Below are 24,791 nucleotides of genomic sequence, written 5' to 3'. Positions count from 1 at the left end.
TTTGGGGGGCAGGTCACTTGTAAAGTCAAGCAATGTCACTTCATGTCTTTTACCAGAAAGCAAAGTCAAACAAGTGCATCTTATAGAAACAAATTTTGCAAAATAGGAACATTTTTGGGAACACAAATCTATAGAGTTCTATATCGGATATTCATAATGAAGATACCTCCCCCTGCTAAGGGAATAGCATCGCTAATCTGCAATGAGGTTTGAATATATTCTCCCGTTAAATCGCCTCAAAATTGCTGTTTTAGTGATTTTGCAGCGTTTTCATTTTAAAAAGATATTTCTTTTCATTTTATTAATTGAGTAAAAATTTTCACAAGATAATAAAATTCAAAAAAACAATCTATACGACGCATGGTAAAGTACATACGTAATACAAAAATTTAACAGGCTGACGCGATGTCGATAAGCGTGCGCTTCGTATTACACGATTAAGGAATATACTGGTTCATACTGCTTCAACAGCCAGAGACGCATGGCATACTATTTGCGAGACACCTACTAAACGGCGCATACTTATTCAACAAATACATTCCGGTATAGTAGAATTTCATTCAAAATCTGATGTGCAACAGCATCTTTCGAGAGCAAGGGTAAGGCAATTTCTTTTTCCCTTGTAATTAAAGTAATCCGGTTGGTATCATAAGCAAATCCCGCCCCTGGATCACGAAGATTGTTAGCTGCAATCATATCCACATGTTTTTGGATCAGTTTATCTCTCGCATGTGCAATCAAAGACTGCGTCTCCATGGCAAATCCACATAAAGTCTGGTTTGTTGTGCGGTGTTCCCCCAGCCAAGCGAGAATATCATCTGTACGCGCTAATGGTAGGTTAAGATCATCGGCCTTTTGGGTCTTCTTGATTTTTTCTGCCTCAGTAACCAGCGGCCGATAATCTGCAACTGCAGCGGCCATAATGATAATATCCTGAGCCTTACTTCTCTCAGTTACTGCCACAAACATTTCTCGCGCACTACAAGCCTCTACCGTTTCTACAAACAAAGGTTTCCGAATTGTCGTAGGCCCTGTAACCAGCGTAACCTGCGCTCCGCGCGCGGCAGCTGCCCGCGCAAGTGCATATCCCATACGTCCGCTGGAATGGTTTGTTAAATACCGTACTGGATCCAATGATTCTTGCGTGGGACCAGCGGTAACCAAAATTTTTAAACCAAGAAGATCCTTTTCGTATGATATTTTGTGTATTGCTGCCTCCAAAATAACGTCAATATCCGCAAGCTTTCCTGTCCCTACCACTCCACAGGCAAGCCGCCCACTGGTTGGTTCAATAATGTCCCAGCCATAGTTCGTTAAGGTATTCATGTTGCATTGAGTGATTGGGTTCTCATACATGTTTGTATTCATAGCAGGTGCAATAATCTTGGGACAAGAACAGGCAAGAACAGTAGTTGTTAACATATCGTCTGCAAACCCGTGCGCCAATTTGGCAATGATATTTGCCGTTGCTGGTGCTATTAGAACCAGGTCTGCCATATCTGCCAAAGAAATGTGTTCAATCTGGTGGGGGTGGTTGCGGTCAAAGGTATCGACTATAACACGGTTCCCAGTAATCGTCTCAAATGTAAGCGGAGCAATAAATTCCGTAGCGTTCTTCGTCATAACAACATGCACATCACAGTGTTGTTTCACCATGTCAGATGCTAGCTGTACAACCTTATAACAGGCAATCCCGCCAGTTATACCCAAAAGAATGGTTTTGTTCTTTAACATAGTAGTTCTCCTAATGATAAATTATCTCAAAAGAATTGAACGGAAAATTCTTAAACCCCATCATGTTGAACTAATTGAATGTGATTGGTAAACTACTTCCACAAATTATAATTTAGTGTATCCAATAGTCCCTTGCCGTATTATTATAACACAGAAATATTAACTTGGTAAATGTTCAAAAATCTTCACACGAGTTCTTGGCTTTGCAAAAGAGCTATGGTATACTACATTGGTTGAAATTCGGGATACGAATCCTTGTACCTTTTATAAGAGGACGAGAGATTCAGATATTTCACCGGATGGAGACAAAATCCCAAATTTGCGCTGTATCTTAACAAGAACAGCAGCAGGAGGTTTACGAAATGAAAAGTCAACAAACCCATTATGCCCTGTCCATGCAGAAAGAGAGCACAAGAGATCTTGTCTTGCTCGCTATGCTTTCGTCCATTTTACTGCTTCTTGCGTTTACACCCATTGGCCTTGTAGATTTACCATTTATAAAAGCAACGATTCTGCATCTTCCTGTCATCATTGGGTCAATTTTAATTGGACCTTACAAAGGAATGGTACTGGGCTTTGTCTTCGGCCTAACCAGCTTAATCAAAAACACGATCGCACCGAGCTTGCTTTCCTTTGCTTTTTCTCCTTTTATACCAGTCCCTGGGATGGATCGCGGAAGTCCTTGGGCCCTAGTGGTTTGTTTTGTGCCCCGTATTTTAGTTGGGGTTGTCCCTTGGATTGTTTACTATAGGACAATTCCTTTATTCCAACGATGGTTTAAGAACAGGGGTAACATCGGACTTATACTATCCAGCATTCTGGGATCTCTAACAAATACCATTCTTGTTATGACTTTGATTTTTATTATATTTCGTGAAGCATATGCGTTAGTAAGCGGAATATTGGTAGAAGCTGTTTTAGACGTCATTCTGGGTGTTGTTGCAGTGAACGGCATTCCTGAAGCAGTTCTTGCAGCAGTGCTAGTTCCTGTTATCACAGTTCCTTTGCTTCGGATCCTACGAAAAGGAAAGAGTATGTCAGTTAATACAGAACCAAGGGATTATAATCATGATTTTAACTGTTGATATTGGGAATACAACTATTGCACTTGCGCTTTTTAGGTGTACTACCAAAGAGCCTATCTTTGTGGAACATATTGAAAGCAACTGCAGTATTGCAGTACTGCCCTATTCGGAGTGGATTGCAGAGACTTTAAAAAAGCACAATGTCAATCCTACGCATATTCAAGGGGCCGTTTTGTCTTCCGTTGTTCCTCCACTGACTCAAACTTTGTGTGATGCTATTATTAAGGTTATTGGAATATCGACCTATGTAATTAATGCGCGAACAGACGCGGGGCTTACTATTAAAAACTATGATGTTTCCACCTTAGGCAGCGACCGAATTGTAGATGCGGTTTCTGCAATGCTACAGTGGGCACCACCATTGGTCGTGTTGGACTTGGGAACAGCGACAACAGTTTCAGTCATAGATTCGGATGGTGGATTTATAGGTGGATTAATAATGCCAGGCCCAACTATTGGCATTAAAGCACTAAGCAGCAAAACCGCACAATTGCCAGCAATAGATTTTAAGCAGATGGCTCCTACCAATATCATTGGGCAAGACACCAAAACATGTTTATGTAACGGTGCTATTATTGGTACAGCTGCCGCAATTGACGGAATAATTTCACGTGTGGAAAACGAGTTGGGGACACCAGTTACTGTGGTGGCAACTGGTGGGCACTGTAAACAGATCCTGCCCTGGTGCTATAAACAGATACAATACGAAGAGCACTTGCTTTTAAAGGGTTTATATCATATCTACCATAACCAGACACAGAAAAATTGCTAGGTTTATAGCAACGTATACGAAACCATCGTTGCTGGGCAGATTATAAAATTGTTTGATGCAATTAAAGATAAGTTGTCTACCAGAGAAGTTATCCGTACTCTGCTAGACAGCTGTTTGCCTTTACCTGTACTGAATTGGTGCCGTTTTTATTTTTCCACGTGTAGTGAAATTTACGAAATGAATTCCATATAGTTTTCTACTCTTACAAGAACCCCGTTATGTTTGCTTTTACCCCGTGCAAGGGTACGTCGGGAACGGTTGTCAAGACGGCACGGGTGTGATAGACTGTTTAAAAACAGCACCTGACAGCTGTCAGGACAGGAGGAATGGAACATGCAGTCAGACGAACGCAGGGCGGCAGTTCGGCGCATTCTGGAACAGACGGATCAGCCGGTATCCGCATCGGCGTTGGCCGCACAACTGGGCGTCAGCCGTCAGGTCATCGTGGGAGACGTAGCTCTGCTGCGCGCGGGAGGACTGGACGTGTCTGCCACTCCCCGGGGATATATGATGAAACAGGTCACGACCAGTCTTTTGCATCAGGTGGCGTGCCGCCACGACGCCGCTGGGATGCGTACAGAACTCAACGTCATGGTGGATCATGGCTGCACCGTGTTAGACGTGGTGGTGGAGCATCCTATTTACGGCCAGCTGACCGGTCCGCTGCAAATGTCCAGCCGCTACGATGTGGAGGAGTTTCTGCGCCGGTGCGACCGTTCCGACGCCAAGCCCCTGTCCGACCTGACTGAGGGTATCCACCTTCACACGCTTGCCTGCCCCGACGAGGCAGCATTCCAAAGGGTACTGGCCGCTCTGGGAAAACTGGGCATTCTTCTGCAAGATTGACAGTTGACAAGACACCATATTCGAGATACAATGCGGCGTGTACATGTGTCATGACACATGTACACGCCGCATTGTATTTTTTGGAAAGCAGGTGCCTTCTATGGAGTGTATTCGTACATTTTTAGCCCGCAAAAACATCGTCTTTTCCGCGCGCCGATACGGTATAGACGCTCTGGGCTATATGGCCCACGGGCTATTCTGTTCGCTGCTGATCGGCACGATTCTCAAAACGCTGGGCCAACAGATGGGCTGGCAGTTCCTCGAAGAAGTCGGGCAGTACGCTTTTGAAATGGCTGGCCCGGCCATGGCCGTGGCCATCGGCTATGCCTTAAAGGCAGACCCGCTGGTGCTCTATTCTCTGGCCGCAGTGGGCTGGGCGGCTAATAAAGAGGGCGGCGCGGGCGGTCCGCTGGCTGTGCTGTTTATCGCCATCATTGCTGCCGAGTTCGGTAAGGCCGTGTCCAAGGAGACAAAGGTGGACATTCTGGTCACCCCCGCCGTTACGGTTTTTATCGGCGTGTCTCTTGCCAAGCTGATCGCGCCAGCTATCGGCGCGGCGGCTATGGCAGTCGGCAGCTTCATCATGTGGGCCACCGACCTCCAGCCCTTTTTGATGGGCGTACTCGTCTCTGTCACCATGGGCATAGCGCTCACGCTGCCCATCTCCTCTGCCGCCATCTGCGCCTCCTTCGGTTTGGTGGGTCTGGCGGGCGGAGCCGCTGTGGCGGGCTGCTGCGCCCAGATGGTGGGCTTTGCCGTTATGAGCTTTCGGGAAAATGGCTGGGGCGGTCTTGTGGCGCAGGGCTTGGGCACATCCATGCTCCAGATGCCCAATATCGTCCGCAATCCCCGCATCTGGATCGCGCCCACGGCGGCCTCGGCAATCACCGGCCCCTTGGCTACGTGCCTGTTTAAATTGCAGATGAACGGCCCGCCTGTGGCGTCCGGCATGGGCACCTGCGGTCTGGTGGGGCAGATCGGTCTGTATACCGGCTGGGTTGCCCCCAGCGAGGCCGCTGTAAACGCAGGTGCCTCCGCCACCGCCATTGGCACCGCAGAATGGCTGGGCCTGATTTTGATCTGCTTTGTTCTGCCTGCCATTCTCACCCCCGCCATCAATACTCTGTGCCGCAGCGCGGGGTGGGTCAAGGACGGCGATCTGAAGCTGGCATAACGCCGTGGGTTGGAGTGCTGGTATCGGCGGGACGGGGAACTCCTTTTGAACCCTGGTTACTCGTATTTATCTGCAAAGCACACCCGCTTTACCCCCAGCAGGTCAGCGCTGCCGGCAATCGTGATCCCGAAGAACAGGACCTCCACAGGCAAATCCAGATAATCAACGATTGTGCCGTTGCAAAGTGTGCTGCCTGTGCAGAGAATCAGGTCCGCGAAGGAGCGAATGACTTCTTCTTTTTTGCAGGCTCCATCCTCCACCACGACCCCATATCGCTCCTGCCCGATATTGCCCGGATTCAGATCAAGCACCCGAACCTCGTATTCACTGCGGGACAGCATTTCAAGCAGCGACGGCTGATAGCCGATCAATGCGATGCGCCGGATATGCGGATAATTTTCTCGAAGAAACGCCAGCATGTCCAAGGCGCATTGTTCCGGTCCGTCCGTTTTGCAGTGTACCGTTCCGCTGCATAGTCCCACGGAGTTCATTACCGCATTCAAAGTTGCGATAAAAATTCCGCAGTTATGAGAATTATGGGCAATTTCCATCTGTAAAATCTCAGAAAGCGTTCCGCTGAACGCGGTGGGTGAGTCTGTAAAGGCCTGCCCCCTGCTGCCGCGGTATGTTGCCTCAATCATGACGTCCTTTCCGGTAATGATCGGAAAGTCCTTCCGCGCGGTTTCTCCAATCGCCTCCTGCGGGGTCAAAGCGCGGCAGGACACGGTTACGGTGTCATTTTCAATCTGGTGCTGTTTTAAAACCTGTAAAAATCCGTTCTTCAGCTTCTCATAGAGTTCCTCTTTCGTCACGACAATCCCTCCCATCTTTTTCTGTAATCCCGAGAAAATCCAGAACCTCTCTTCCCCATTGGGCACTGTATAGGTCTTGGCTTTTTACAATCCCGCAAAGGTGCCCGTCTATTAAAACGCCAATCCGGTCGGCCAAGCTCTCCGCCTCAGTAAAATTATGAGTCACGAAAACGAGGGAGCAGCCAAAATCCTTCCGAATTTTTCGGATCATATCATACATACTGCGTTTTGTGACCGGGTCCAGTGCAGAAAATGGTTCGTCCAGCAGCAACAGGGACGGCCGCATGATCAGCGCGCGCGCCAAAGCAACACGCTGCTGCTCTCCCCCGCTGAGTGTTCCGGGATACTGATTTAGAATGTGCCTGATTTCTAACTGCTCCGCGATTTCCGTCACGCCGGTCTGTATTTCCGCCTTTGAAACTCCCCGCATTTTAGGCCCGTAAGCAATGTTGGAAAACGCCGTCATATGCGGAAAAAGGCTGTAATCCTGATAGAGATACCCAATGTTTCGCTGAAAAGCAGGGATTTCACACATGGCGGTTCCCCCGTAGAGGACTTTTCCCTGATCCGGCTGATAGAAGCCGGCGATTGCCTCTAAAAGCAGGGTTTTCCCAGAGCCTGTTTTTCCGATAATCGAAAAAATCTCGTTTTCCTGAAGGGAAAAATTGATATGCTCCAGCAAAAAGCTGCCGCGTTTAACTGTGAGTTCCTGTATCTCCAAAAGGCCGTTCATATTACATCTCATATCGGCTCAGACTCCTGTTGGCTTTGGCAAAGTGGTTTGCGATTCCAAGCGAGACGGCGGAAATCAGCAGCAAAATGAATGCGCTGGCCAGCGCGCCGCCCAGATCGTTGGTGCTGACATCCAGATAAATACTGGCGGGAAGTGTCTCCGTTTTCATGCGGGTGACACCCACCAGCATCAGCGTTGCCCCAAATTCCCCCAAGGCTCTCGACCACACCAGTATAAACGCGCTGATGAGGGCGTTTTTGCACAGAGGCAGCAAAATTGTAAAAAAGCATTTTCCCTGTGTGGCTCCCAGCAAGCCGGCCACCCGCTCTAATTTTTGATCGACTTCGCGAAAAGCCGTTGACGTCAGCTTTACAGCAAACGGCAGATTGACAACCAGCTGTGCCAATACAATACCGCTGCTATTAAAAACGACTGGAAAGCCCGCGCCTTTCAACGCCTTTCCCATCGGCGAGGAAAACAGGATCAGCATACTCAGGCCCAATACGATGTTGGGCAGCGACATGGTCAATTCCAAAAGAATTTCAATGGCTTCTCGGCAAAACAATCGGGTCTTGGTCAAGACATAGGAAACCGCAATCGACAGCACAAAACAGAGAATACTGGATATGCACGCACTTTTGACGCTTAAATATACAGCAAACAATGTTTCGCGCTGATGCAGGCATTCCGGGAGACTACGTATCCCCCGGAATGCGATTACAGCAATATTTCCTCCGATAAAAAGAATTGTCAGGAGCGTGAGAAAAACGCAGGCAGATTGAAAGGCGTTATGCTCCCGCCGCTTCATTCCGCCAATTCATAGCCATAGGCAGACCAGATCTGGTTGGCTGCATCAGAGCTAAGAAATGTGCTGAATTCGTCCGCAGCCACGCTGTCCGCGGAAAACGTGAGTCTTGCCGCCGGAACGGTTTTTACATAGCCGTCCAAGTCCGTCGTCTCACAGATTTCCACGCCGTCGGCGTTGCAGTTCTCCTTCCAGATGATGGCCGCATCTGCCTCGCCCAGCCCTACCACCGTTGCCAGTTGGGGAGCCGTGGTCGTGGTCGCGCCAAGCGTCACGGTATCGGTAACGCCGAAATCGGAAAATGCCTTTTTCGCGATCTTTCCAATCGGCGTGGATTCCGGATCGCCGATCACCGTCACAACGTCGCTCTTGCCCAAATCGGCAATACCGGTAATTCCTTTCGGATTTCCCTTGGCAACCGCCAAAACAGGGATGTGCTTTACAAGGTCCACGCTGCCGGACACGTTGTCCTTAACAGGCTTTACCTCATCCGCAGAGCCGGCAATAAAGTAATCGCCCTCCTTGGATTCTGTGATCTGTGTTTGGATTTGTGCCGCGTTTGCGTAAGTAACATTCATCTGACAGCCGGTTTCCTTTTGAAATGCGTCTGCAATTTCCTGAAAAGGCTTCTGCATTCCCGCGCCGCAGTAAATGAGAAGCGACTGATCGCCGAGATTTGGCGCAGCCAGTGTGGAAACAGCCGCTTCACCAGAGGCCGCAGAGTCGGCAGAATTGCCGGAGACGCTGCCGGGGGACTTCTGCCCCTGTCCGCCGCAAGCGGCAAGTGCAAGTGCCATGGAAAGTGCAAGAACCGTTACTAAAATCTTTTTCATGGTTTCTCCTCCTTATATATAGACCAATAGTGCTGATGTAACAATAACACAACCGCTATTCTCGGTCAAGTATAACGCTATTTATATTGGAAGCCAAATTGCCTGTACTGGCAGTCTCCGAGCGGCGCGGGTCTGTCCGCAGGTGAATTCATATCGTTGAATTAAAAAGAGCGCCGAAATACTCTGCTTTTGCAGGGCATTTCGGCGCTCTTTTCTTTGTTTGAGAAATCCTTTTGGCAGCATCCGGCTTTCAGCCAGACCGCCGCTCCGGGTGTAAAAAACCGCTCAGTGGCGCGGATTGCCCATCACGGTTCGGCAGGCCGCAATGATCTGCGAGGTCACGGCGGCGTTATACCGGTTCTCATACACGGTATAGGGAAAATGCTGGCTGCTGTGTACCACAATGTATTTTGGTTCCAAATGGCTCAACGCCAGTGCTTTTACGTCGGCCAGACAACGGCTGCAGGAGCAAACGCCAAGAAGTTTTATATACTGGGGGGTCTTTTCCTCCACCAGCGCCTGCATAATATTGATATATTTGCTTTCTTCCTCAGTCTCTGCCTTCTCCGACAAGCCGTCCTGCGGAGCATCCGCTTTTGCCGAAGAACTCGTCTGTGCGGACGGTATGGGTGCGGATTGGCGGACTGGGGGAATCGGCTGCGCGGCGGCGGCAGGCGGGGCGGAAGGCGCCGCCGTTGGAATGGGCGCGGAACCGATAGTGGAGATCGTCTCCGGCTGAAAAGCGGTGAAGGAGTCGTCGTCCAGATTGTTCAGTTCCTCACTCAAAGCCTCCCTCACCTGATCGGAGAGATCTTCGGGGACATGTTCCACCTCTACAACGGGAGACAGGACAGCGGCATGGGAAAAGCCCGGCACTTCTGCGGTAGGCATCGGCGCCGCGCCGAGAGGCGCGGGAGATGCGCTTTCGGTATCCTGTCCCGCCGCGATCATATTCAGTACATGTGCAGTTTTATTTGTGCTTTTCTTGTTGGCGGGCATGGTTGCGTTCTCCTATCATCCTATTATTCTTCATGCTGCTGGCACAGCAAGGACGTAATTTCTGTGGTGAGCTGCTGAAAGTCAGCAGCGGGCTTTGAAGTGGGCGCGTAGCTCAAGATGCTTGCCCCGTGGGCCGGCGCCTCGGCAACGGAGATGCTGGACCGGACCACGGCTTTGAAAACACCGGCATGGAGCTGCTTTGCAATCTGCTCGGCCATCTCGCTGACCTCACGGTTCAGGGTCAGGCGGGAATTGTATTTGTTTAACAAAATGCCAAGAACCCGCAAGCTGGGGTTGTAGCACTTCTGGACGGTATCAATCGTCTCTTTGATCTGGGCAACGCCCAAAAGGCTCAAAATTTCAGGCACCATGGGGATCACAAGGTCATCGGACGCCACATACGCATTCACGGTGAGGACGTTCAGAGCGGGGGGCGTGTCGATGATAATATAATCGTACCGGTCTTTCACTTGGACCAGTTCATTGCGCAGCATGAATTCGCGGCCTGTGCGGTTAAATTCCAATTCCGCGGCAGACAGCAGAATATTGGCGGGAAGAAGGTCAATCCCGTTGGAGGTTGTGATGGCTTCGTCAACGGTGACCCGACCCTTAAACAGATCATAAACCGTGGCGCAGTTTTCGGTGTCCAATCCCAGACTGAAGCTCAAACTGCCCTGCGGGTCAAGATCCACGCCAAGCACCCGCTGTCCCCGTTCATAAAGAGCGCACAAAAGCGCAGCGGCAGTCGTGGTCTTGCCAACACCGCCTTTCTGGTTTGTGACCGTAATGATCGTAGCCAAAAGAAACCCTCCCCGTCAGATAAAAAACTTTGTCGAAACTCTTAACTTTAATATACTATATGTCGATAGAAAAGTATAGGGTACGAAGCAAATTTTCTTTCAACAAGGTCATCTTTGCGATGAATTTTCATACGCGCAAAAGTGAAAGGAGCGATCATTATGGCGTCTGTCAGCGGAGTTACCAGCAGTAATTCCAACAGCATTTACGGCAACCGGAACGTGCTGTCCGGTCTCGCCACTGGAATGGACACGGAGAGCATGATTCAAAACGCCGTCAGCGGCTATAAGACCAAGATATCATCTCTTCAGCAAAAGCAGACAAGAGTCACTTGGAAACAGGAGGCCATGCGCAGCGTCTCCACCCCCATGATTAAATTCGCCCAGAAGTACACTTCTTACTCCTCGTCCACGAACTTGCTCAGCTCCAGCTTTTTCAGCAAGGCCGTGACCACTACCACCAACGGAGCCAACGCTTCCAAAGTCTCCGCCACTGGAAAAACCAGCAGTGATGTGCAGCTTTTGGGTGTAAAGCAGCTGGCCAGCAAAAGCACTTACAGCATTTCCGCCGCCGCCCTCGGTCTGGGCGGAAGCGACGGCACGGGCGCGGTAAGCATTACCGCCGGAGAAGATCTGAATCTGAGCAAGGTTATGGAGTTGAGCAACGTCAGCGGCACTTTGTCCCTGAAATACGGCTCCAACCGCACCATTGACCTGAGCTTTGACGATCTGGACACCTATAAAACGGCAGAAGATTTTGTTAAGGGCATTAATGCCAAGCTGGCTGGAGTGACCGTTTCCAATGCCAGCGGTGAAGTGGTATCCGCCAGCACCATGGTTGCAGCCACGCTGGATGCCGCCAGCGGGGAGATTACCTTTAGTGACAAGCAGGGCGCGGGAAACTCCGTCACCATCGCCTCTGCCACCGGAAAGATCAAGACCACACTGGGGATTGACGAATCCGCCAAATCCTCTACCCTGAATGTGAAGGACAAGACTCTGGTGGACGAAAGCGCCACCGTGGGCGACTATCTCTCCGGCAAGTCTCTTACCATGACGGTGGACGGCAAAACCAAAACCATCACCCTGCCCACCTATGACTCTGCTGCCGCAAATCCTGCCGATAACTTTGCGGACAGCTTGAATACTGCGGTGCAAAAAGCGTTTGGAACGGGCGTGAGCGTTGCCCTGACCGGCGGTAAACTGCAAGTTACCGGCCAGAAGGGCTCCACCATCTCCATCAACGCCACCAACGCCGTGGGCAAGGCGCTGGGGCTGGGCGGCGCCACCGCCACCAGCTATCTCAACACCGGAAAGACGCTGGGTGACCTGCTGGGACTGAGCCAGGCCACGGATGCCGACGGAAATATTACCGCCGAGACGCTGGCCGGCATCGCTGGCACGGCGCTGAAATCCACCAGCAAGATCACCTATAACAAGACGACCGACACCTATTCCGACGCAGAGGGCAATTTAACGGATAAGGACGGCAACCGCTTGGGTGCTGACGGCAAGCAACTCTACGGCTATGATTTTGAGATCAACGGCACAAAGCTGACCTTTACCCGGGACAGCGCACTGGAAAACGTGCTGACCGCTGTCAACTCCAACACGGGCATGAGCCTGAGCGCCAGTTTCTCCAAGACCACCAACCTTCTTCAGCTCACCGCTCAGGAAACCGGCTCTGCCGGGCAGATCGTGATTGACGATACCATCACCGACTCTACCACCGGTAATCTGGCGGCAAAGCTGTTCGGCGTCATCAACGACCCCACCAGCGCCAGCACGGAAACTGCCAAGGGGACCTTCAGCGCCGGACGGGATGCCGTGCTCACCATGAGCGTCAATGGCACAAAGATGGAAGTCTCCCGCACGGACAACACCTTTGATGTGGACGGATTGTCCGTCACCCTCAAGGGAACGTTTGGATACAGCACAGAGGATGTCAAAGACTCAAGCGGAACCGTCACGGTTCCCGCCGGAACGTTTATTGAAGGCACTGAACCTGTCACCTTCACCACCTCTGCTGACTCGGATAAGATTTTAGACGCCGTCAAGGGCATGGTCGCAGACCTCAATGAGATTCTAAAATCGGTCCACGATGCGTATTCCACCCTGCCCAACTATAAAAGCAACAAAACCCGTTATGAGCCTTTGACCGACGACGACAAGTCCGGCATGACAGAGTCTGCCATTCAAAAATACGAAGAGAAGGCAAAACAGGGCGTTCTGTTTGGAGACAACGACCTCTCCAGCCTATACAGCAAGCTGATCTCTGCTATCGCCCCCGGCGGCGCATCTGCCAGCACCCTCTCCAAAATGGGAATCACCACCAACTATTCTGAGGGAATCACCTCCCTTGCGGTGGATGAAAACGCTCTGCGGGATGCACTGAGCAGCAACCCCGACAGTGTGCGCGACGCATTTACCTCCACCTCCGGAACGGGCGGACTGATGGTGAACGTCAGCAAGGTGGTATCGGACTATGCGTCCACCACCGGCGCTACCAAGGGTATTCTGATTCAAAAGGCCGGTTCCAGCTATTCGTCTTTGTCCCTGCTGAACAACACGATGCAGGATGAAGTTGACAATTACGACAAACAGATCAGCAAGTGGCAGAGCAAGCTCTCTGACAAGGTGGACTATTACACGAAGATGTTCACCCGGCTGGAGACGCTGACCAGCCAGATGAATTCTCAAAGCTCCATGATCTCCGGTATGATGGGCGGCTAAGAAAAGCAGCATTGACAAAGCGGCGAGAGCGAGAGAAAAGACGGAGGAACAAGCATGGAAGCACAGGGTTATCAACAATATAAGCAGCAGTCCGTCAATACCATGACGCAGGGCGAGCTGCTAGTCGTTCTTTACGACGAATTGGTCAAACGGGCCGCCCGGGCGGACATCGCGCTGGATCGAAAGGACTACCCCCTTTTTGAAGCGTCCGTGGACCGGTGCCTTGATATTTTGCACTATCTGGATGACACGCTGGATCGGCAGTATCCCGTCAGCGCGGAGCTGCATCGGCTGTATGATTTCTTCTGCTATGATTTCAACCGTATAAAGGCGGGACGAAATCAGGAGGAATTGTCCAAGCTCCGCCCCATGGTGACAGAGCTGCGGGACAGCTTCCGCACGGCGGAAAAGAACACGTCGGCGCGATGAGTGAGATGTGGACGGCGGCTCTGGCCGAGCTGCTTGCGCTGGAGCGCAAAATCTTCCGCAAGCTCAACGAAACCATTGATATCACGAGGGAACTGGCCGAGGCCGTGGATCGGGAGGATCAGGTATCCGTGCAGATGCTGCTTTCCAACCGGCAGATGCCGCTGCTGGAGCTACAGGAGCTAAACGCCGCTATGGATTTAAAGCGCTGCGACCTCAGCGGCGAAGACGAGGAATCGTTTGACTGGCTGATCGTCGGCCACGGTGAACCGGAGACGCCGGAGGAAAAAGAAGTGGCGGATCAGCTTGCCCTGAACCGGCGGGTTCTGACCCAGCTGGCGGAACTGGATCAGCGGGTCAATGAAAAGCTCTGCCGGGAAAAATCGCTGTATCGAAAACGTTAAAATTTTTATTTTCTAAAAAGAGCGGCAGAGAGGCCGCCCCATTTGGGTGACCTCTCCGCCGCTTTTCACGCACAATTTTTTGTCATGGTTCCTTTGGGCTCAAAAGCCACAAAGGCGCGCCATTATTTCTGCTTTTGGACAGCTCGTCCAAAATGATCTGGGGGTCCCACACCGTGAGGCTCCGGTCCCGGCTGTTGGAATCAGCCACAAGAATACTGCCGTCCAGCGTGGCTCCCCGCAGAAGGATGAAGTGCCCGCCGTTGGTAAAGTGGCCCTTGCTCATCAGCGCCACAGCCACCTTTCCCGCCGCCAGTTCCAGCCGCAGGCGCTCGACATCGCAGTTTGGAAGCGACTCGGCCTCCAATCCATATTCCCCGGCCACGCCGTTGACAATGGAGAGGTAGGACCCGCCGTGACGCGCCCAATATCCGTTGTTTACGGCCCACTGCGCCATCTCCGCCGGATTTACCGTCTGCTCCGTCAAACTGGAAACCGCCATGGCCAAGGCAGTGGGACCGCAGCCGAAACGCCCCAGATCATCCTTGCCATAAGGCTGGCCGCACCATGCGGCATCGGTCTGATTATAATAGACAATTTCGCAGTTTCCGCCGGTGAGAATCTCACGCTCCCCCCGCTGTTCCAGTGCGGTAATGGTGGGGTCCGCCGGTGTGGCGGGAACCGCGTCCGGCTCCGCAGTTTCCTGATTTTCCAGCGGCTCCGCCTCGTTTTTCTTGATTGCTCCCGCGGCGCGGGAGGCGGTGGACACCGCCGAATCCCACACGGCGCACGCACCATCCGACACGGCGGACCACGCAGCGGAGGCGGTTCGCCGAACCGGGGCGACAATCGTCTCGTACAGCCCCGGATCGGCAACTCGGCATACTGCCAGCTCCGCTCCGCCGATGCAGACAACGGCCAGCAAAGAAACTGCCATTAGCTTTTTGAACCGAGAACGACGCGGCATAAATTTCCGCCTCCTTTCCGACTTTCTGGAAATTTAGGGCTTTTCAGATGTCGAATTTTGTATTATGATACAAGTATGCGAAAAGGTACAGTTTTCTCAAAAAACTGATACGCATCTTCACATAGACCTTCCCGCACACCAAAAGTTTCGCTGAGAAACGACAATTCGATTATAACAGAAGCCCCAAAAAATGTATAGCCTTTCGCCGCCCATGAGTGCGGTGGAGATGGAGAGCAAAGCTGATGCCGACAATTCAACTGAAAAACGCAACAAAACGCTATCGCAGCGAACACGGACAGTTTGAGGCTGTCAGCGGCATTGACCTCACCATTCGGCAGGGAGAATTTGTCTTTGTGGTGGGCAGCAGCGGCGCAGGGAAAAGCACCCTGCTCCAGCTGATTGCCGGACAAATCCGCGCAGACGAAGGCACCGTGCTGCTGGACGGAATGAATGTGGCCCCGTTTCCTTTGATTCCCGCGCCAAGGGTCCGCCGGAACTTTGGATACGTCTCGCAGGAGCCGCAGCTGATGCGGCGGCGTACGGTCTATGAAAACCTATCCATGATTGCCCGCGTCGGCGGCTTGACCCGGGAAAAAAAGCTGATGGAGCGAACGGTGAAAGCCCTTGGCATCGTGGGACTGGGTGACGTGGGAGGAAAGTACCCCGGAGAACTCTCCATTGGTCAGGCCCGGCGGGTTGAGCTTGCCCGGGCGCTGGTGAACAGTCCGCCCATTCTGGTTCTGGACGAGCTGACCGCCAATCTGGACGAGGACAACATCTGGGATATGATGCACGTCCTGTCGGAGCTGAACCGGGGCGGAACCACAATCATCATGGCCACACACGCCAGCATGTTCGTCAACATTATGCGCCGCAGGGTTGTGACGCTGGTGGATGGAAAAATAGCCGGTGACGTAGCCGGAGGGCGGTACGGAGAGATCAAAGAACGAAAATCGAAGTACACGCTGAAACATTAATACACGCACACGGAAGCAACATAGAGAAAGAGAGGAACTTTTAGAAAATGAAGAAGACAAAGAATGAAGAGGTTGTAGGTACACAAAAGAAGGGGTTCTTATCCGGCATGAAAATTCGGGGCAAAATTCTTAGCACGGTGGCAATCGGGCTTGCATTGGTAACCTTGAGCGCAATTGTAGGCCTGTTTCAGATGAACAGAATCGGAAATCAGTATAACTATGCGCTGACTTATTACGGCTTTTCTCAGGGAGACATTGGAAAAGCGATGGCCTGTTTTGTGCGGGTGGATGGAAACCTGCACGACAGCGTCAGCTATCTGGACCGTACAAATATGAAGGCGGCTCAAGAAAATTTTGATACTTACGCCGACCGGATGGACGGCTATTTGGACGCCGTGCAAAAGACGATTTCCAGCGATGCCGAGCAGACCTGCTATGACACGATCACACAGGCTTGGGCGGAGTATCGCTCCACAGCGCAGGATATTTTGCAGCAGGCCGGCAGCTCCACCGAAATGAGCAAGGTTCTGAAGGCACAAGGCCGTCTGGTCAACGAACTGGATCCGTTGTTCGCAACTATTTATGATAATATGGCTCAGCAGATGGATGCCAATGTGACCATCGGCAACGAGATGCAGGCCAGCACCGACACCACGATGCACATCACCATTTTGGTGTGCGCTCTGCTGATTCTGGCGGCTGTGGCCGTGGGTCTCCTGCTGGGAACTGCTATTTCCGGAAGGATTTCCAAGGCGATGCGCACCTGCGTCGACCGCCTGATCCTGTTGTCCGAGGGCGATCTGACCACGGAGGTTCCCGTCATTGAGACGCAGGATGAAACCGGAGACTTGGCCAACGCCACAGGGGTCATCGTCCGCGACCTGCGGGCAGTGATTGAGGACGTAAAATATTTCATGGGCGAGATGTCAAACGGCAATTTCGACGCCCGCTCCAAGGCCAGAGAATCCTATCGCGGTGATTTCAAGGAGATCTTTACCAGCTTTGTTAAGATTGAGCGAGACATGAGCGCCACGCTGCTGGAGCTCCGTCAGAGTGCCGATCAAGTCTCCGCCGGATCGGAGCAAGTTTCCACTGGTGCGCAGTCTTTGGCGCAGGGCGCCACAGAACAGGCCAGCGCCGTGGAAGAGTTGTCCGCCACGATCAATGAGATCGCTGCCGCCGCCGAGGCGAACGCCCGTATTACCCAGCAGGCGCAGGACAGCGCCAATACTGCCGGAGAGAAGATTCAACTCAGCAACGAACAGATGAATCGGATGAACGAAGCCATGGGCAAGATCTCCGACTCTTCTCAGGAGATCGGCCGCATTATCAAGACCATTGAAGACATCGCGTTCCAGACCAACATCTTGGCCTTGAACGCCGCCGTTGAGGCCGCACGAGCCGGCGAGGCTGGCAAGGGCTTTGCCGTTGTGGCAGACGAGGTGCGGAATCTGGCCGGAAAGTCCGACGAGGCGGCAAAGGCCACCAAGAGTCTGATCGAAAATTCCGTCCGCTACGTGGAAGACGGCAATCAGGTTGTTGCCAGCGTCACCGGAACTCTCAACGAGACGACCGCTATCGTTCTGGAAACCGTGGATTCTATGGGCAAGGTGGCCGACGCCGTCCGTCAGGAGACAACGAACATCGGTCAGGTGAAAGACGGCGTAGAGCAGATTTCCAGCGTGGTGCAGACCAACTCGGCAACGTCCGAAGAGAGTGCTGCCGCCAGCGAGGAGCTGTCCTCTCACGCGGAGATGATGCGCGAGCGGATTGGGCACTTCCGTCTGCTGAACGATCACACTCACCAGCCGGTTCACGCGGCCTCCGAAGCCCCAGCAAAGGAATCCGGCAATCAGGAACCCGTTTATGCCGCAACGCTGACGGGCGGAAAATACTAAACATTCAGGTGCCGCGCCGCTCAAGGCGGCGCGGCACGCAAGCATAGATACAGGCATAGAGAGGTGAAACGCCGTGGAAGAAGCTCGCGGAGAACAGAGACAGGACCTAATTTTTGCGCTGGATATCGGAACCAGAAGCATTATCGGCATGGTGGGCCGGGCAGAAGATGACCGGGTACACATTTTGGCTGTGGAACGATTGGAACACAGCAAGCGCGCCATGATCGACGGTCAGATTGAGGACATCGTTCAGGTGGGCAAGGTTGCCGCAGAAGTGACTGCCCGGCTGGAAAACCGGCTGAACTGCAAGCTGACCCGGGTGTGTATCGCCGCCGCAGGGCGCGCTTTGCACACGGAAGCCGGCCACTTTGAACTGGAACTTCCTGAGGTTCGAAAAATCGGCGACGAGCTCATCAGCCAGCTGGAGGCCGGGGCCGTATCCGATGCGGAGGCCGCCCTGAACAAGAGCGGCCAGCGGCTGGGACGGTTTTATCTGGTGGGGTACACGGTTTCCCGCTACCTGCTGGACAGCTATCCCCTCTCTGTGCTGCGGGGCCACAACGGGCAGAAACTGGAGACGGATGTGGTGGCAACTTTTCTGCCCGCCGAGGTGGTGGACAGTCTGTATGCCGCGATGCAGGCGGCGGGGCTGGAGGTTGTCAGCCTCACGCTGGAACCCATTGCCGCCATCAACGCCGCCATTCCGCCGGACCTGCGGCTTTTAAATCTGGTCATGGCAGACATCGGTGCAGGTACTTCTGATATCGCCGCCTGCCGGGACGGCAGCGTGGTGGGCTATACGATGGCCACCGTTGCCGGAGATGAAATCACCGAATCCATTATGCGGCTCTATCTGGTGGACTTTTCCACAGCGGAGCGGATGAAAGCGGAACTGGCCGGGCAGGAAACGCTTCACTTCACCGATATTCTGGGTCTTGAGCAGGAGGTCCCCGCCGCAGAACTGAAAGCGGCGATTCAGCCGGCGGTGAAACAGCTGGCTGATGAGCTGGCCCGCCGCATCCGGGAAATCAACGGCGGCGCGCCGTCGGCGGTATTTTTGGCTGGCGGAGGCAGCAAGCTGGACGGGCTTTTGGACGCGGTGTCCGCCGCGCTGGAAATGAATCCCCGCCGGGTGACCGTTGCGGGGGGCAACTTCAAGGCCAGTGCCTTTTCTGACGAGGTGGAGTTGAACGACCCAGAGTATGCAACGCCGCTGGGCATTGCCGTCTCAGCCGGTCTTGGCCTGATTTCAGACAGCTACCGGGTCCGGTTGAACGGTCAGCCCGCAAAGCTGTTTCGCAGCGGCGTTCTCACCGCGCTGGACGTTTTGCAGATGAACGGCTATAATTATGCCGATCTGATTGGCAGGACCGGCGCTTCTCTGTCCATCAGCATCGACGGGCAGCGCACGCTGTACCGCGGCGAACCAGCCATGCCCTCTACTCTGCGCATCAACGGGAAGGAGCTTCCTCCCTCCACGGTGATCCAAGCGGCGGACTCCATTGAATTTACGCCCGCCTGCTCCGGCAAACCCGGGCGGCGGACTCTGGCAGAGGTTTTGGGCAGCGAAGAGGCCGCGGCTTTCTGTCTGGTAAACGGTGCTCCAGCCGCCCCGGATTATGAGCTGCGCTCCGGAGATTCCATTGAGACGAATGTGATTGTTCCGGTGCGAACGCCCGCCGCAGCCGCACCGAAACAGGACGATGCGCCCGCCGCGACGGAACAAAATGATTTATCTGCCGAGCCAACCCCGCTACCCACAAGATCCTCCGCACCCAATTTCGCGTCTGCGCCCGCAGAGGAGTCGTTTCCTCCCTGCCGGTTTTTTCTGAACGGCCAATCGCTGGAGCTGCCTGCAAAGCCAAAGGGCGCCCCCTATTATTTGATGGATCTTTTGGATCGCACCGGTCTGGATTTTGAGCATCTGGACCGCCCAGTCATGCTGAAGGTCAACGGGGAGAACAGCGCGTTTATGCGTGTGCTGAAGGATGGGGACAACGTCTCCATTCAGGTTGAGGAGCCGCGCACCTGAAACTGGGGAAATGGAGGAATCCACGTATGCAGAGTCACATTGGAAGGCAGGCTATTTTTGACCGTAATCTGAACGTGATGGGGTATGAGCTGCTTTATCGCGCAGGGGACGGGGCCACGGAAGCTGCTGTTCTGGATGGGGATCGCGCCACACGCACGCTGCTTTCGGATGCGCTGATGGTGTTTGGTCTGAACAACCTCACCGATGGCCGGTGCGCATACGTTAATTTCACGGAAAATCTAGTACTGAGTGACTTTGTGCTGCTGACAGATCCCCGCCAGATTACGGTGGAGCTGTTGGAGGATATCCCCGTGACCGAACGGCTGGCCCGCCGGTTGAAGGAGCTTAAGGAAAAAGGCTATCGTTTGGCTCTGGACGACTATACGGGAAACCCGGCATATGACCCCATCTTACCGCTGATCGATGTGCTGAAGGTAGATTTCCTTCTCACCGACCCCAAAAAGCAGGCGGAAATCGCAGCGCGGTATCGGCATAGCCACACAACGCTGCTGGCAGAAAAGGTGGAAGACCGGGCAACCTATGAACGGGCGCTTCAGCAGGGCTATCGCCTGTTTCAAGGATATTTCTTTGAGCGGCCCACAAATATCCGCAAGGAGCTGCCGGATCTTAACTCCGCCTCCTATATCGGCCTTCTGCGGGAGCTGAACAAGCCCGATACAGATCTGAAGGCTTGCGCGGAAATGATCCGCGCCGATGCTACGCTGACATTCCGGCTGCTGAAAAAAGTGCAGACGCTGCAATACTATCGGGGTAATTCCGTACAGGTGATTCAACAGGCCGTGGCGTATCTGGGAATTGACGAGCTGTACCACTGGGTAATTCTGCTGCTGGCCAGAGATTTCAACGCCACGCACTCCAATGAAACGGTCCGCGAAGCGTATCTCAGAGGAATCTTTACAGAGCGGCTTATGGAACATTCTCCGTATTGCGACAAAAAAAGCAACGGTTTTCTGCTGGGCATGTTCAGTCTGATGGATGTGATTATGGACCGGCCCTTGGGCGACTTGCTGCAAGAGGTCGATCTTCCGCAGGAAGTCAAGGAGATTCTGCTGGGAACCAGCAAAAGTCCGCTGAGGGACTATCTGCAATTTGCCATTTCCTATGAACGGTGGAAACCTGCGGAGCTTCCTGAACTGAATGTGGAAGCGGACGTGCTGGTTGAAGTTTACATGCAGTGCATCAAGGACACGGACTGGGCGTTCCGCAGCGGACAATAAGTACAAGAACATCCGACCGGAAGCGGCCTTGGAATGGATCAAAGCGAGGTGGAAACATGCAAAAAAAGAAATTACTCTGTCGGACAGTCGCTTGCGCAGGGGCTGTCTGCCTGATGACCTCCTGCGGCAGTAAGGCTCCCGATCCGCCGGAGAATTACACGCTGGGCGAAGATCATGTGCAATCGCTCAACGCTATGCTGGGCGAGGAGAACAGCGGCAAGCTGACGGAGATGGAAACGCCGGAAACAGCGGCTGAAGCATCGTCGTCGAGCTTAGGAATCGATGCAGAGACATGCCTCTATACCTATGAAAAGCTGGATACGGGCGGCGAGACGGTGCGTCAGTATGTAGAAAAGCTGACAGGGGAAGAAAACGGCTTTCAGGTGGTGGACGAGAACGGCGCCGTGACGGATCCGCTGGATTACTCTGCGACGGAAGGGAGCGTGGCTCTGGCAAAAACTGCGTCCGAGGACGGTAAAGTCCTGCGCATGGACATCTCCTGGACCGCCACGGACTGTCAGATCACGCTCACCCGCCCGGAGGGTACGGTGGGCACAGCGGATGCAGAACCTATGACCTATGTGGACGCGGTGGATTTTATCAAGTCCCTGTCCCCAGCCACGCTGGGGCTGAAGGGCAGCAGCATGACGGACTATTCCGTTTACCCCATGGACGGCGCGGTCTTGGTGGACGGCATTTTATGCCTGAAGCTGCAAGCCTATCCGCCCCACGAGGAGACACAGGCCAACGTCATCGGGGGTACGTATCTGCTCTCCGGCGATAAAGCGCATCTCTATCTTTTGCAGGACGACAAGGTGCGGGAGCTTTCTATATAATATATAAATAGATGAGAAGTCCCGGGGAACATTTCCGTTCCCCGGGACTTTAAATTGCGCTCTCCCTCAAACAGCAGTCGTTATTTCACAGCCAGAGCGAAACTGTTATTCACCAGCTGGTCAAAATCCACCCAGTCCTCGTGGTCAAGCTCACCGGCAGTCTCCATGACGGTTTCCAGACGCTCCAAAGCCTCCTGCTCCATGACCGGCGTTGCATTCCAAGCGTCAATATCCTTATACCGCTGGGCAACCGTGGTCAAAACTTTCACATCCGTGTCCGGGAACTGGTCGGCGATGGCCTCCGCGATCTCGGCGGCGGTATGCTCCTGCACCCACGCCTGCCCCTTTGCAACGGCGTTGGTAAACTTCTGGATCACGTCGGGATTGGCGCTCATGTAGCTTTGCGAGGCAAAGTATGCGGTGTACGGAATCTCGCCGCTCTCCTGCCCGATGGAGGTCAAAATGGTTCCCTTTCCGGCCTGCTCCACCTCCGTGGCGGTGGGCTCAAAGAGCGTTACATAGTCCCCGTTCCCGCCGGTAAAGGCGCCGGCCATCATGTTGAACTGCACGGAGGTATCCACCACGGCATCCTCCTGCGGGATCACGCCGTTTTGCCGCATGACATATTCCAGCGTCATCTCCGGAACGCCTCCGGCCCGGCCGCCAATAATGGTTTTTCCGTTCAGATCAGCCCAAGAGAAGGGCGTATCCTCCCGGCCCACCAAAAACGACCCGTCTCGCTTGGTCAGCTGGGCAAACACCTGAGGATAGCCCTCTTTTCCCTGATTGTACACGTAGATGCAAGCCTCTGGTCCGGCAAGACCGATGTCGCTCTGCCCCGACAGCACGGCCGTCATCACCTTGTCGGCTCCGCCGCCGTTGGTCAACTCCACGTCCAGCCCCTGCTCGGAGAAAAAGCCCAGTTTCATGGCGGCGTACTGCGGCGCGTAGAACACGGAATGGGTGACTTCGTTCAACCGGACGGAGACATTCTCTTTCGTATTCCCGCAGGCGCAGCAAAGCGATGCTGCAATCCCCAAGGCGCAGAGCACGGCAAGCAGTTTTTTCATGCGATCACTCCTAAATATTTCTTCAAAAATTTTTCCAGCCACAGCACGATCTGGTACATCACCACCGCCGCCGCCGCCAGCACAAGAACGGAGGCCATTACCAGATCCATGTTGAATACTTGGGACCCGTACACGATTAAGTACCCAAGCCCGGCTTTGGAAACCAGAAATTCGCCCATGATGACGCCCACCCACGAAAGACCCACATTGACCCGCAGCGTGTTAAACAGCGCGGGGAAGTTGGCGGGCAGCACCAGCTTTCGTAAAATCTGTCCCCGACTGGCCCCCATAGACCGCAGCAGGCGGAGCTTTTGCTCGTCAGTGGAGAGAAACCCCACCAGCATGTTGAGAATCGTTACAATCAAAGAGATTGCCAGTGTCATGGCGACGATGGAAGCCGTTCCCGCACCGATCCAGACGATGAAAATCGGCCCCAGAGCGGTTTTGGGCAGTGCGTTCAGCACCACCAGATACGGGTCCAGCACCCGGGAGAGAAACGTGCTCCACCACAGCAGCACCGCGATCAGCGTTCCGCTGAGCGTTCCCAGCACAAACCCCGCCGCAGTTTCCGCACAAGATGTCCACAGATGTAACCACAAGTCTCCGCTTTGATACAAACCCGTCACAGTCGCCGCCACTCGGGACGGGCAGCTGACAATGAAGGCGTCAATCCAGCCAAGGCGGGCGGAAACCTCCCAAAGCATGAGAAAGAAAATTAACAGAAAAACTTGCAAAGACCGGATGGCGCCCTTCTCCCTCCGCTTGGCGCGAAGATAGGCAAGCCGCCGGGGGGAAGGAGTCGAATCAGGCATTTTTATCCAGCTCCTTCCAAATGGAATTGAAAAACGTACGGAATGCGGGCGCGTCCCGCCGCTCCATCGGAGCAAGGTCCCGCAGCGCCCCCAGATCATGGATGGATTTGACGACAGCGGGCCGCCTGCTCAAAACCACTACGCGGTCCGAAAGACTGATGGCCTCGGAGATGTCGTGGGTCACCAGCAGAGCAGTCTTGTGTTCCTGACGGATGATGGCGTGGATGTCCGCCGAAACGGACAGCCGTGTTTGATAGTCGAGTGCGGAAAAGGGCTCATCCAGCAGCAAGATTCTCGGCTGAGTGGCCATAGTCCGAATCAGGGCACAGCGCTGGCGCATTCCGCCGGAAAGCTGGCTGGGCCGCTTTTGCGCAAACGCCCCCAAACCATACTGCTCCAGCAGCTCCCGCGCCCGGTCATAGGCAGCCCGGTCCCGCTCACCCCGCAGCTCCAGCCCCAAGGTCACATTGCCCCAAATGGTGCGCCATTCAAACAGCTGGTCCCGCTGGGGCATCAGCCCCACGCGGCTGGACGGCGCGGTTACCGGGTTTCCGTCCACCAAAATTTGTCCGCTGGTGGGCGGTTCCAGACCGCTGATGAGACTCAGCAGCGTGGATTTTCCGCAGCCGGACGGCCCCACGATGCTGACAAACTCCCCTTCCTCCATTTCAAACGACACGTCCCGCAATGCCTCGATCTCTCCGTCCGGCGATTGATAAGTTAGCGCCACATGTTCAAGAGCGATCATCATGGCAGATATCCTCCTTTACCCACGGGCGCGCCAAAGGCGCTCCCGTCCTGACATCGTATG

At 53.6% G+C, this 24,791-nt stretch carries 23 protein-coding genes; 12 read left to right on the top strand and 11 right to left on the bottom strand.

Translation table 11 applies throughout. The features are described from left to right. Positions 1–522: 522 nt before the first annotated feature. Positions 523–1,734, bottom strand: a complete 1,212-nt coding sequence (coaBC, locus tag ON16_RS01000; RefSeq protein WP_040658677.1) for a bifunctional phosphopantothenoylcysteine decarboxylase/phosphopantothenate--cysteine ligase CoaBC — start codon at positions 1,732–1,734, stop codon at positions 523–525. Between the two features lie 362 nt (positions 1,735–2,096). Here coaBC and ON16_RS00995 point away from each other — a divergent pair, with 362 nt between their 5' ends. The 4 genes from ON16_RS00995 to ON16_RS00980 all read left to right on the top strand — a co-directional run bounded on the left by ON16_RS00995 (position 2,097) and on the right by ON16_RS00980 (position 5,611). Beyond that, positions 2,097–2,819, top strand: a complete 723-nt coding sequence (locus tag ON16_RS00995; RefSeq protein ID WP_243441739.1) for an ECF transporter S component — start codon at positions 2,097–2,099, stop codon at positions 2,817–2,819. Continuing rightward, complete coding sequence (locus ON16_RS00990) at positions 2,803–3,591, top strand: type III pantothenate kinase (RefSeq protein ID WP_040658675.1); 789 nt, start codon at positions 2,803–2,805, stop codon at positions 3,589–3,591. Before ON16_RS00995 ends, ON16_RS00990 begins: the two co-directional genes overlap by 17 nt. Positions 3,592–3,924: 333 nt before the next feature. Further along, positions 3,925–4,437: a transcription repressor NadR gene (locus tag ON16_RS00985; protein WP_040658672.1), complete on the top strand. Its 513-nt coding sequence runs from the start codon at positions 3,925–3,927 to the stop codon at positions 4,435–4,437. Positions 4,438–4,537: 100 nt separating this feature from the next. Further along, positions 4,538–5,611 (top strand): PTS sugar transporter subunit IIC, encoded by a 1,074-nt coding sequence (locus ON16_RS00980; RefSeq protein ID WP_040658670.1) that lies wholly within the window; start codon positions 4,538–4,540, stop codon positions 5,609–5,611. Positions 5,612–5,667: 56 nt separating this feature from the next. On the opposite strand, the gene ON16_RS00975 is transcribed toward ON16_RS00980, so the two are convergent. From ON16_RS00975 to ON16_RS00950, 6 genes are all read right to left on the bottom strand, one after another. Then, entirely contained in the window at positions 5,668–6,423 is a 756-nt protein-coding gene (locus ON16_RS00975; RefSeq protein ID WP_144032019.1) for a Rossmann-like domain-containing protein, read from the bottom strand. Next, positions 6,401–7,168 (bottom strand): ABC transporter ATP-binding protein, encoded by a 768-nt coding sequence (locus ON16_RS00970; RefSeq protein ID WP_243441738.1) that lies wholly within the window; start codon positions 7,166–7,168, stop codon positions 6,401–6,403. Before ON16_RS00970 ends, ON16_RS00975 begins: the two co-directional genes overlap by 23 nt. Beyond that, positions 7,158–7,964, bottom strand: a complete 807-nt coding sequence (locus ON16_RS00965) for a molybdate ABC transporter permease subunit (protein WP_040658667.1) — start codon at positions 7,962–7,964, stop codon at positions 7,158–7,160. Before ON16_RS00965 ends, ON16_RS00970 begins: the two co-directional genes overlap by 11 nt. Next, on the bottom strand, positions 7,961–8,794 hold the full coding sequence (gene modA / locus ON16_RS00960; RefSeq protein WP_040658665.1) for a molybdate ABC transporter substrate-binding protein: 834 nt from the start codon (positions 8,792–8,794) through the stop codon (positions 7,961–7,963). The genes ON16_RS00965 and modA overlap by 4 nt, the downstream gene beginning before the upstream one ends. Positions 8,795–9,079: 285 nt before the next feature. Then, positions 9,080–9,793, bottom strand: coding sequence for a late competence development ComFB family protein (locus ON16_RS14805; protein WP_051131449.1), 714 nt, complete (start codon positions 9,791–9,793; stop codon positions 9,080–9,082). 23 nt (positions 9,794–9,816) lie between these two features. Next, complete coding sequence (locus tag ON16_RS00950; protein WP_040658664.1) at positions 9,817–10,593, bottom strand: ParA family protein; 777 nt, start codon at positions 10,591–10,593, stop codon at positions 9,817–9,819. 159 nt (positions 10,594–10,752) lie between these two features. Here ON16_RS00950 and fliD point away from each other — a divergent pair, with 159 nt between their 5' ends. Genes fliD through ON16_RS00935 form a run of 3 tightly spaced genes read left to right on the top strand, consistent with a single transcriptional unit; the run spans position 10,753 to position 14,153 of the window. Then, positions 10,753–13,323 carry a flagellar filament capping protein FliD gene (fliD, locus tag ON16_RS00945; protein WP_051131448.1) on the top strand — a complete coding sequence of 857 codons (2,571 nt, stop codon included), beginning with the start codon at positions 10,753–10,755 and terminating at the stop codon, positions 13,321–13,323. Between the two features lie 54 nt (positions 13,324–13,377). Further along, positions 13,378–13,752: a flagellar export chaperone FliS gene (locus ON16_RS00940; protein WP_040658662.1), complete on the top strand. Its 375-nt coding sequence runs from the start codon at positions 13,378–13,380 to the stop codon at positions 13,750–13,752. Next, on the top strand, positions 13,749–14,153 hold the full coding sequence (locus ON16_RS00935; RefSeq protein WP_040658659.1) for a hypothetical protein: 405 nt from the start codon (positions 13,749–13,751) through the stop codon (positions 14,151–14,153). Before ON16_RS00940 ends, ON16_RS00935 begins: the two co-directional genes overlap by 4 nt. Positions 14,154–14,235: 82 nt before the next feature. Here ON16_RS00935 and ON16_RS00930 read toward each other — a convergent pair whose 3' ends face one another. Then, positions 14,236–15,117, bottom strand: coding sequence for a C39 family peptidase (locus ON16_RS00930; protein ID WP_051131447.1), 882 nt, complete (start codon positions 15,115–15,117; stop codon positions 14,236–14,238). Positions 15,118–15,359: 242 nt separating this feature from the next. Here ON16_RS00930 and ON16_RS00925 point away from each other — a divergent pair, with 242 nt between their 5' ends. The 5 genes from ON16_RS00925 (at position 15,360) to ON16_RS00905 (ending at position 22,098) form a co-directional block, all read left to right on the top strand. Further along, on the top strand, positions 15,360–16,094 hold the full coding sequence (locus ON16_RS00925; RefSeq protein ID WP_040658658.1) for a cell division ATP-binding protein FtsE: 735 nt from the start codon (positions 15,360–15,362) through the stop codon (positions 16,092–16,094). Positions 16,095–16,141: 47 nt separating this feature from the next. Continuing rightward, complete coding sequence (locus tag ON16_RS14800) at positions 16,142–17,992, top strand: methyl-accepting chemotaxis protein (RefSeq protein WP_051131446.1); 1,851 nt, start codon at positions 16,142–16,144, stop codon at positions 17,990–17,992. Positions 17,993–18,065: 73 nt separating this feature from the next. Next, a complete protein-coding gene (locus ON16_RS00915) occupies positions 18,066–20,024 on the top strand; it encodes a cell division protein FtsA (RefSeq protein ID WP_040658656.1) in 1,959 nt (652 codons plus the stop codon). A gap of 26 nt (positions 20,025–20,050) precedes the next feature. Next, positions 20,051–21,262, top strand: coding sequence for an EAL and HDOD domain-containing protein (locus ON16_RS00910; RefSeq protein ID WP_040658655.1), 1,212 nt, complete (start codon positions 20,051–20,053; stop codon positions 21,260–21,262). Positions 21,263–21,318: 56 nt separating this feature from the next. After that, the gene (locus tag ON16_RS00905; RefSeq protein WP_144032018.1) at positions 21,319–22,098 is read left to right on the top strand and encodes a hypothetical protein; all 780 of its coding nucleotides are present in this window, start codon (positions 21,319–21,321) and stop codon (positions 22,096–22,098) included. Positions 22,099–22,178: 80 nt separating this feature from the next. Here the strand turns inward: ON16_RS00905 and ON16_RS00900 are convergent, their stop codons facing one another. The 3 genes from ON16_RS00900 to ON16_RS00890 are packed head-to-tail and all read right to left on the bottom strand — an operon-like array spanning position 22,179 to position 24,731. After that, complete coding sequence (locus ON16_RS00900) at positions 22,179–23,168, bottom strand: ABC transporter substrate-binding protein (RefSeq protein WP_040658653.1); 990 nt, start codon at positions 23,166–23,168, stop codon at positions 22,179–22,181. Then, on the bottom strand, positions 23,165–23,980 hold the full coding sequence (locus tag ON16_RS00895; RefSeq protein WP_040658651.1) for an ABC transporter permease: 816 nt from the start codon (positions 23,978–23,980) through the stop codon (positions 23,165–23,167). Before ON16_RS00895 ends, ON16_RS00900 begins: the two co-directional genes overlap by 4 nt. Then, positions 23,973–24,731, bottom strand: coding sequence for an ABC transporter ATP-binding protein (locus ON16_RS00890; protein ID WP_040658649.1), 759 nt, complete (start codon positions 24,729–24,731; stop codon positions 23,973–23,975). Before ON16_RS00890 ends, ON16_RS00895 begins: the two co-directional genes overlap by 8 nt. Positions 24,732–24,791: the final 60 nt, after the last annotated feature.

Origin of the sequence: Oscillibacter ruminantium GH1 (assembly GCF_000307265.1) — a bacterium.
GTDB classification, from domain to species: Bacteria; Bacillota; Clostridia; order Oscillospirales; family Oscillospiraceae; genus Oscillibacter; species Oscillibacter ruminantium.
Note: the sequence above shows the minus strand (reverse complement) of the source record. Positions and strands in the feature narration are given on the sequence as shown.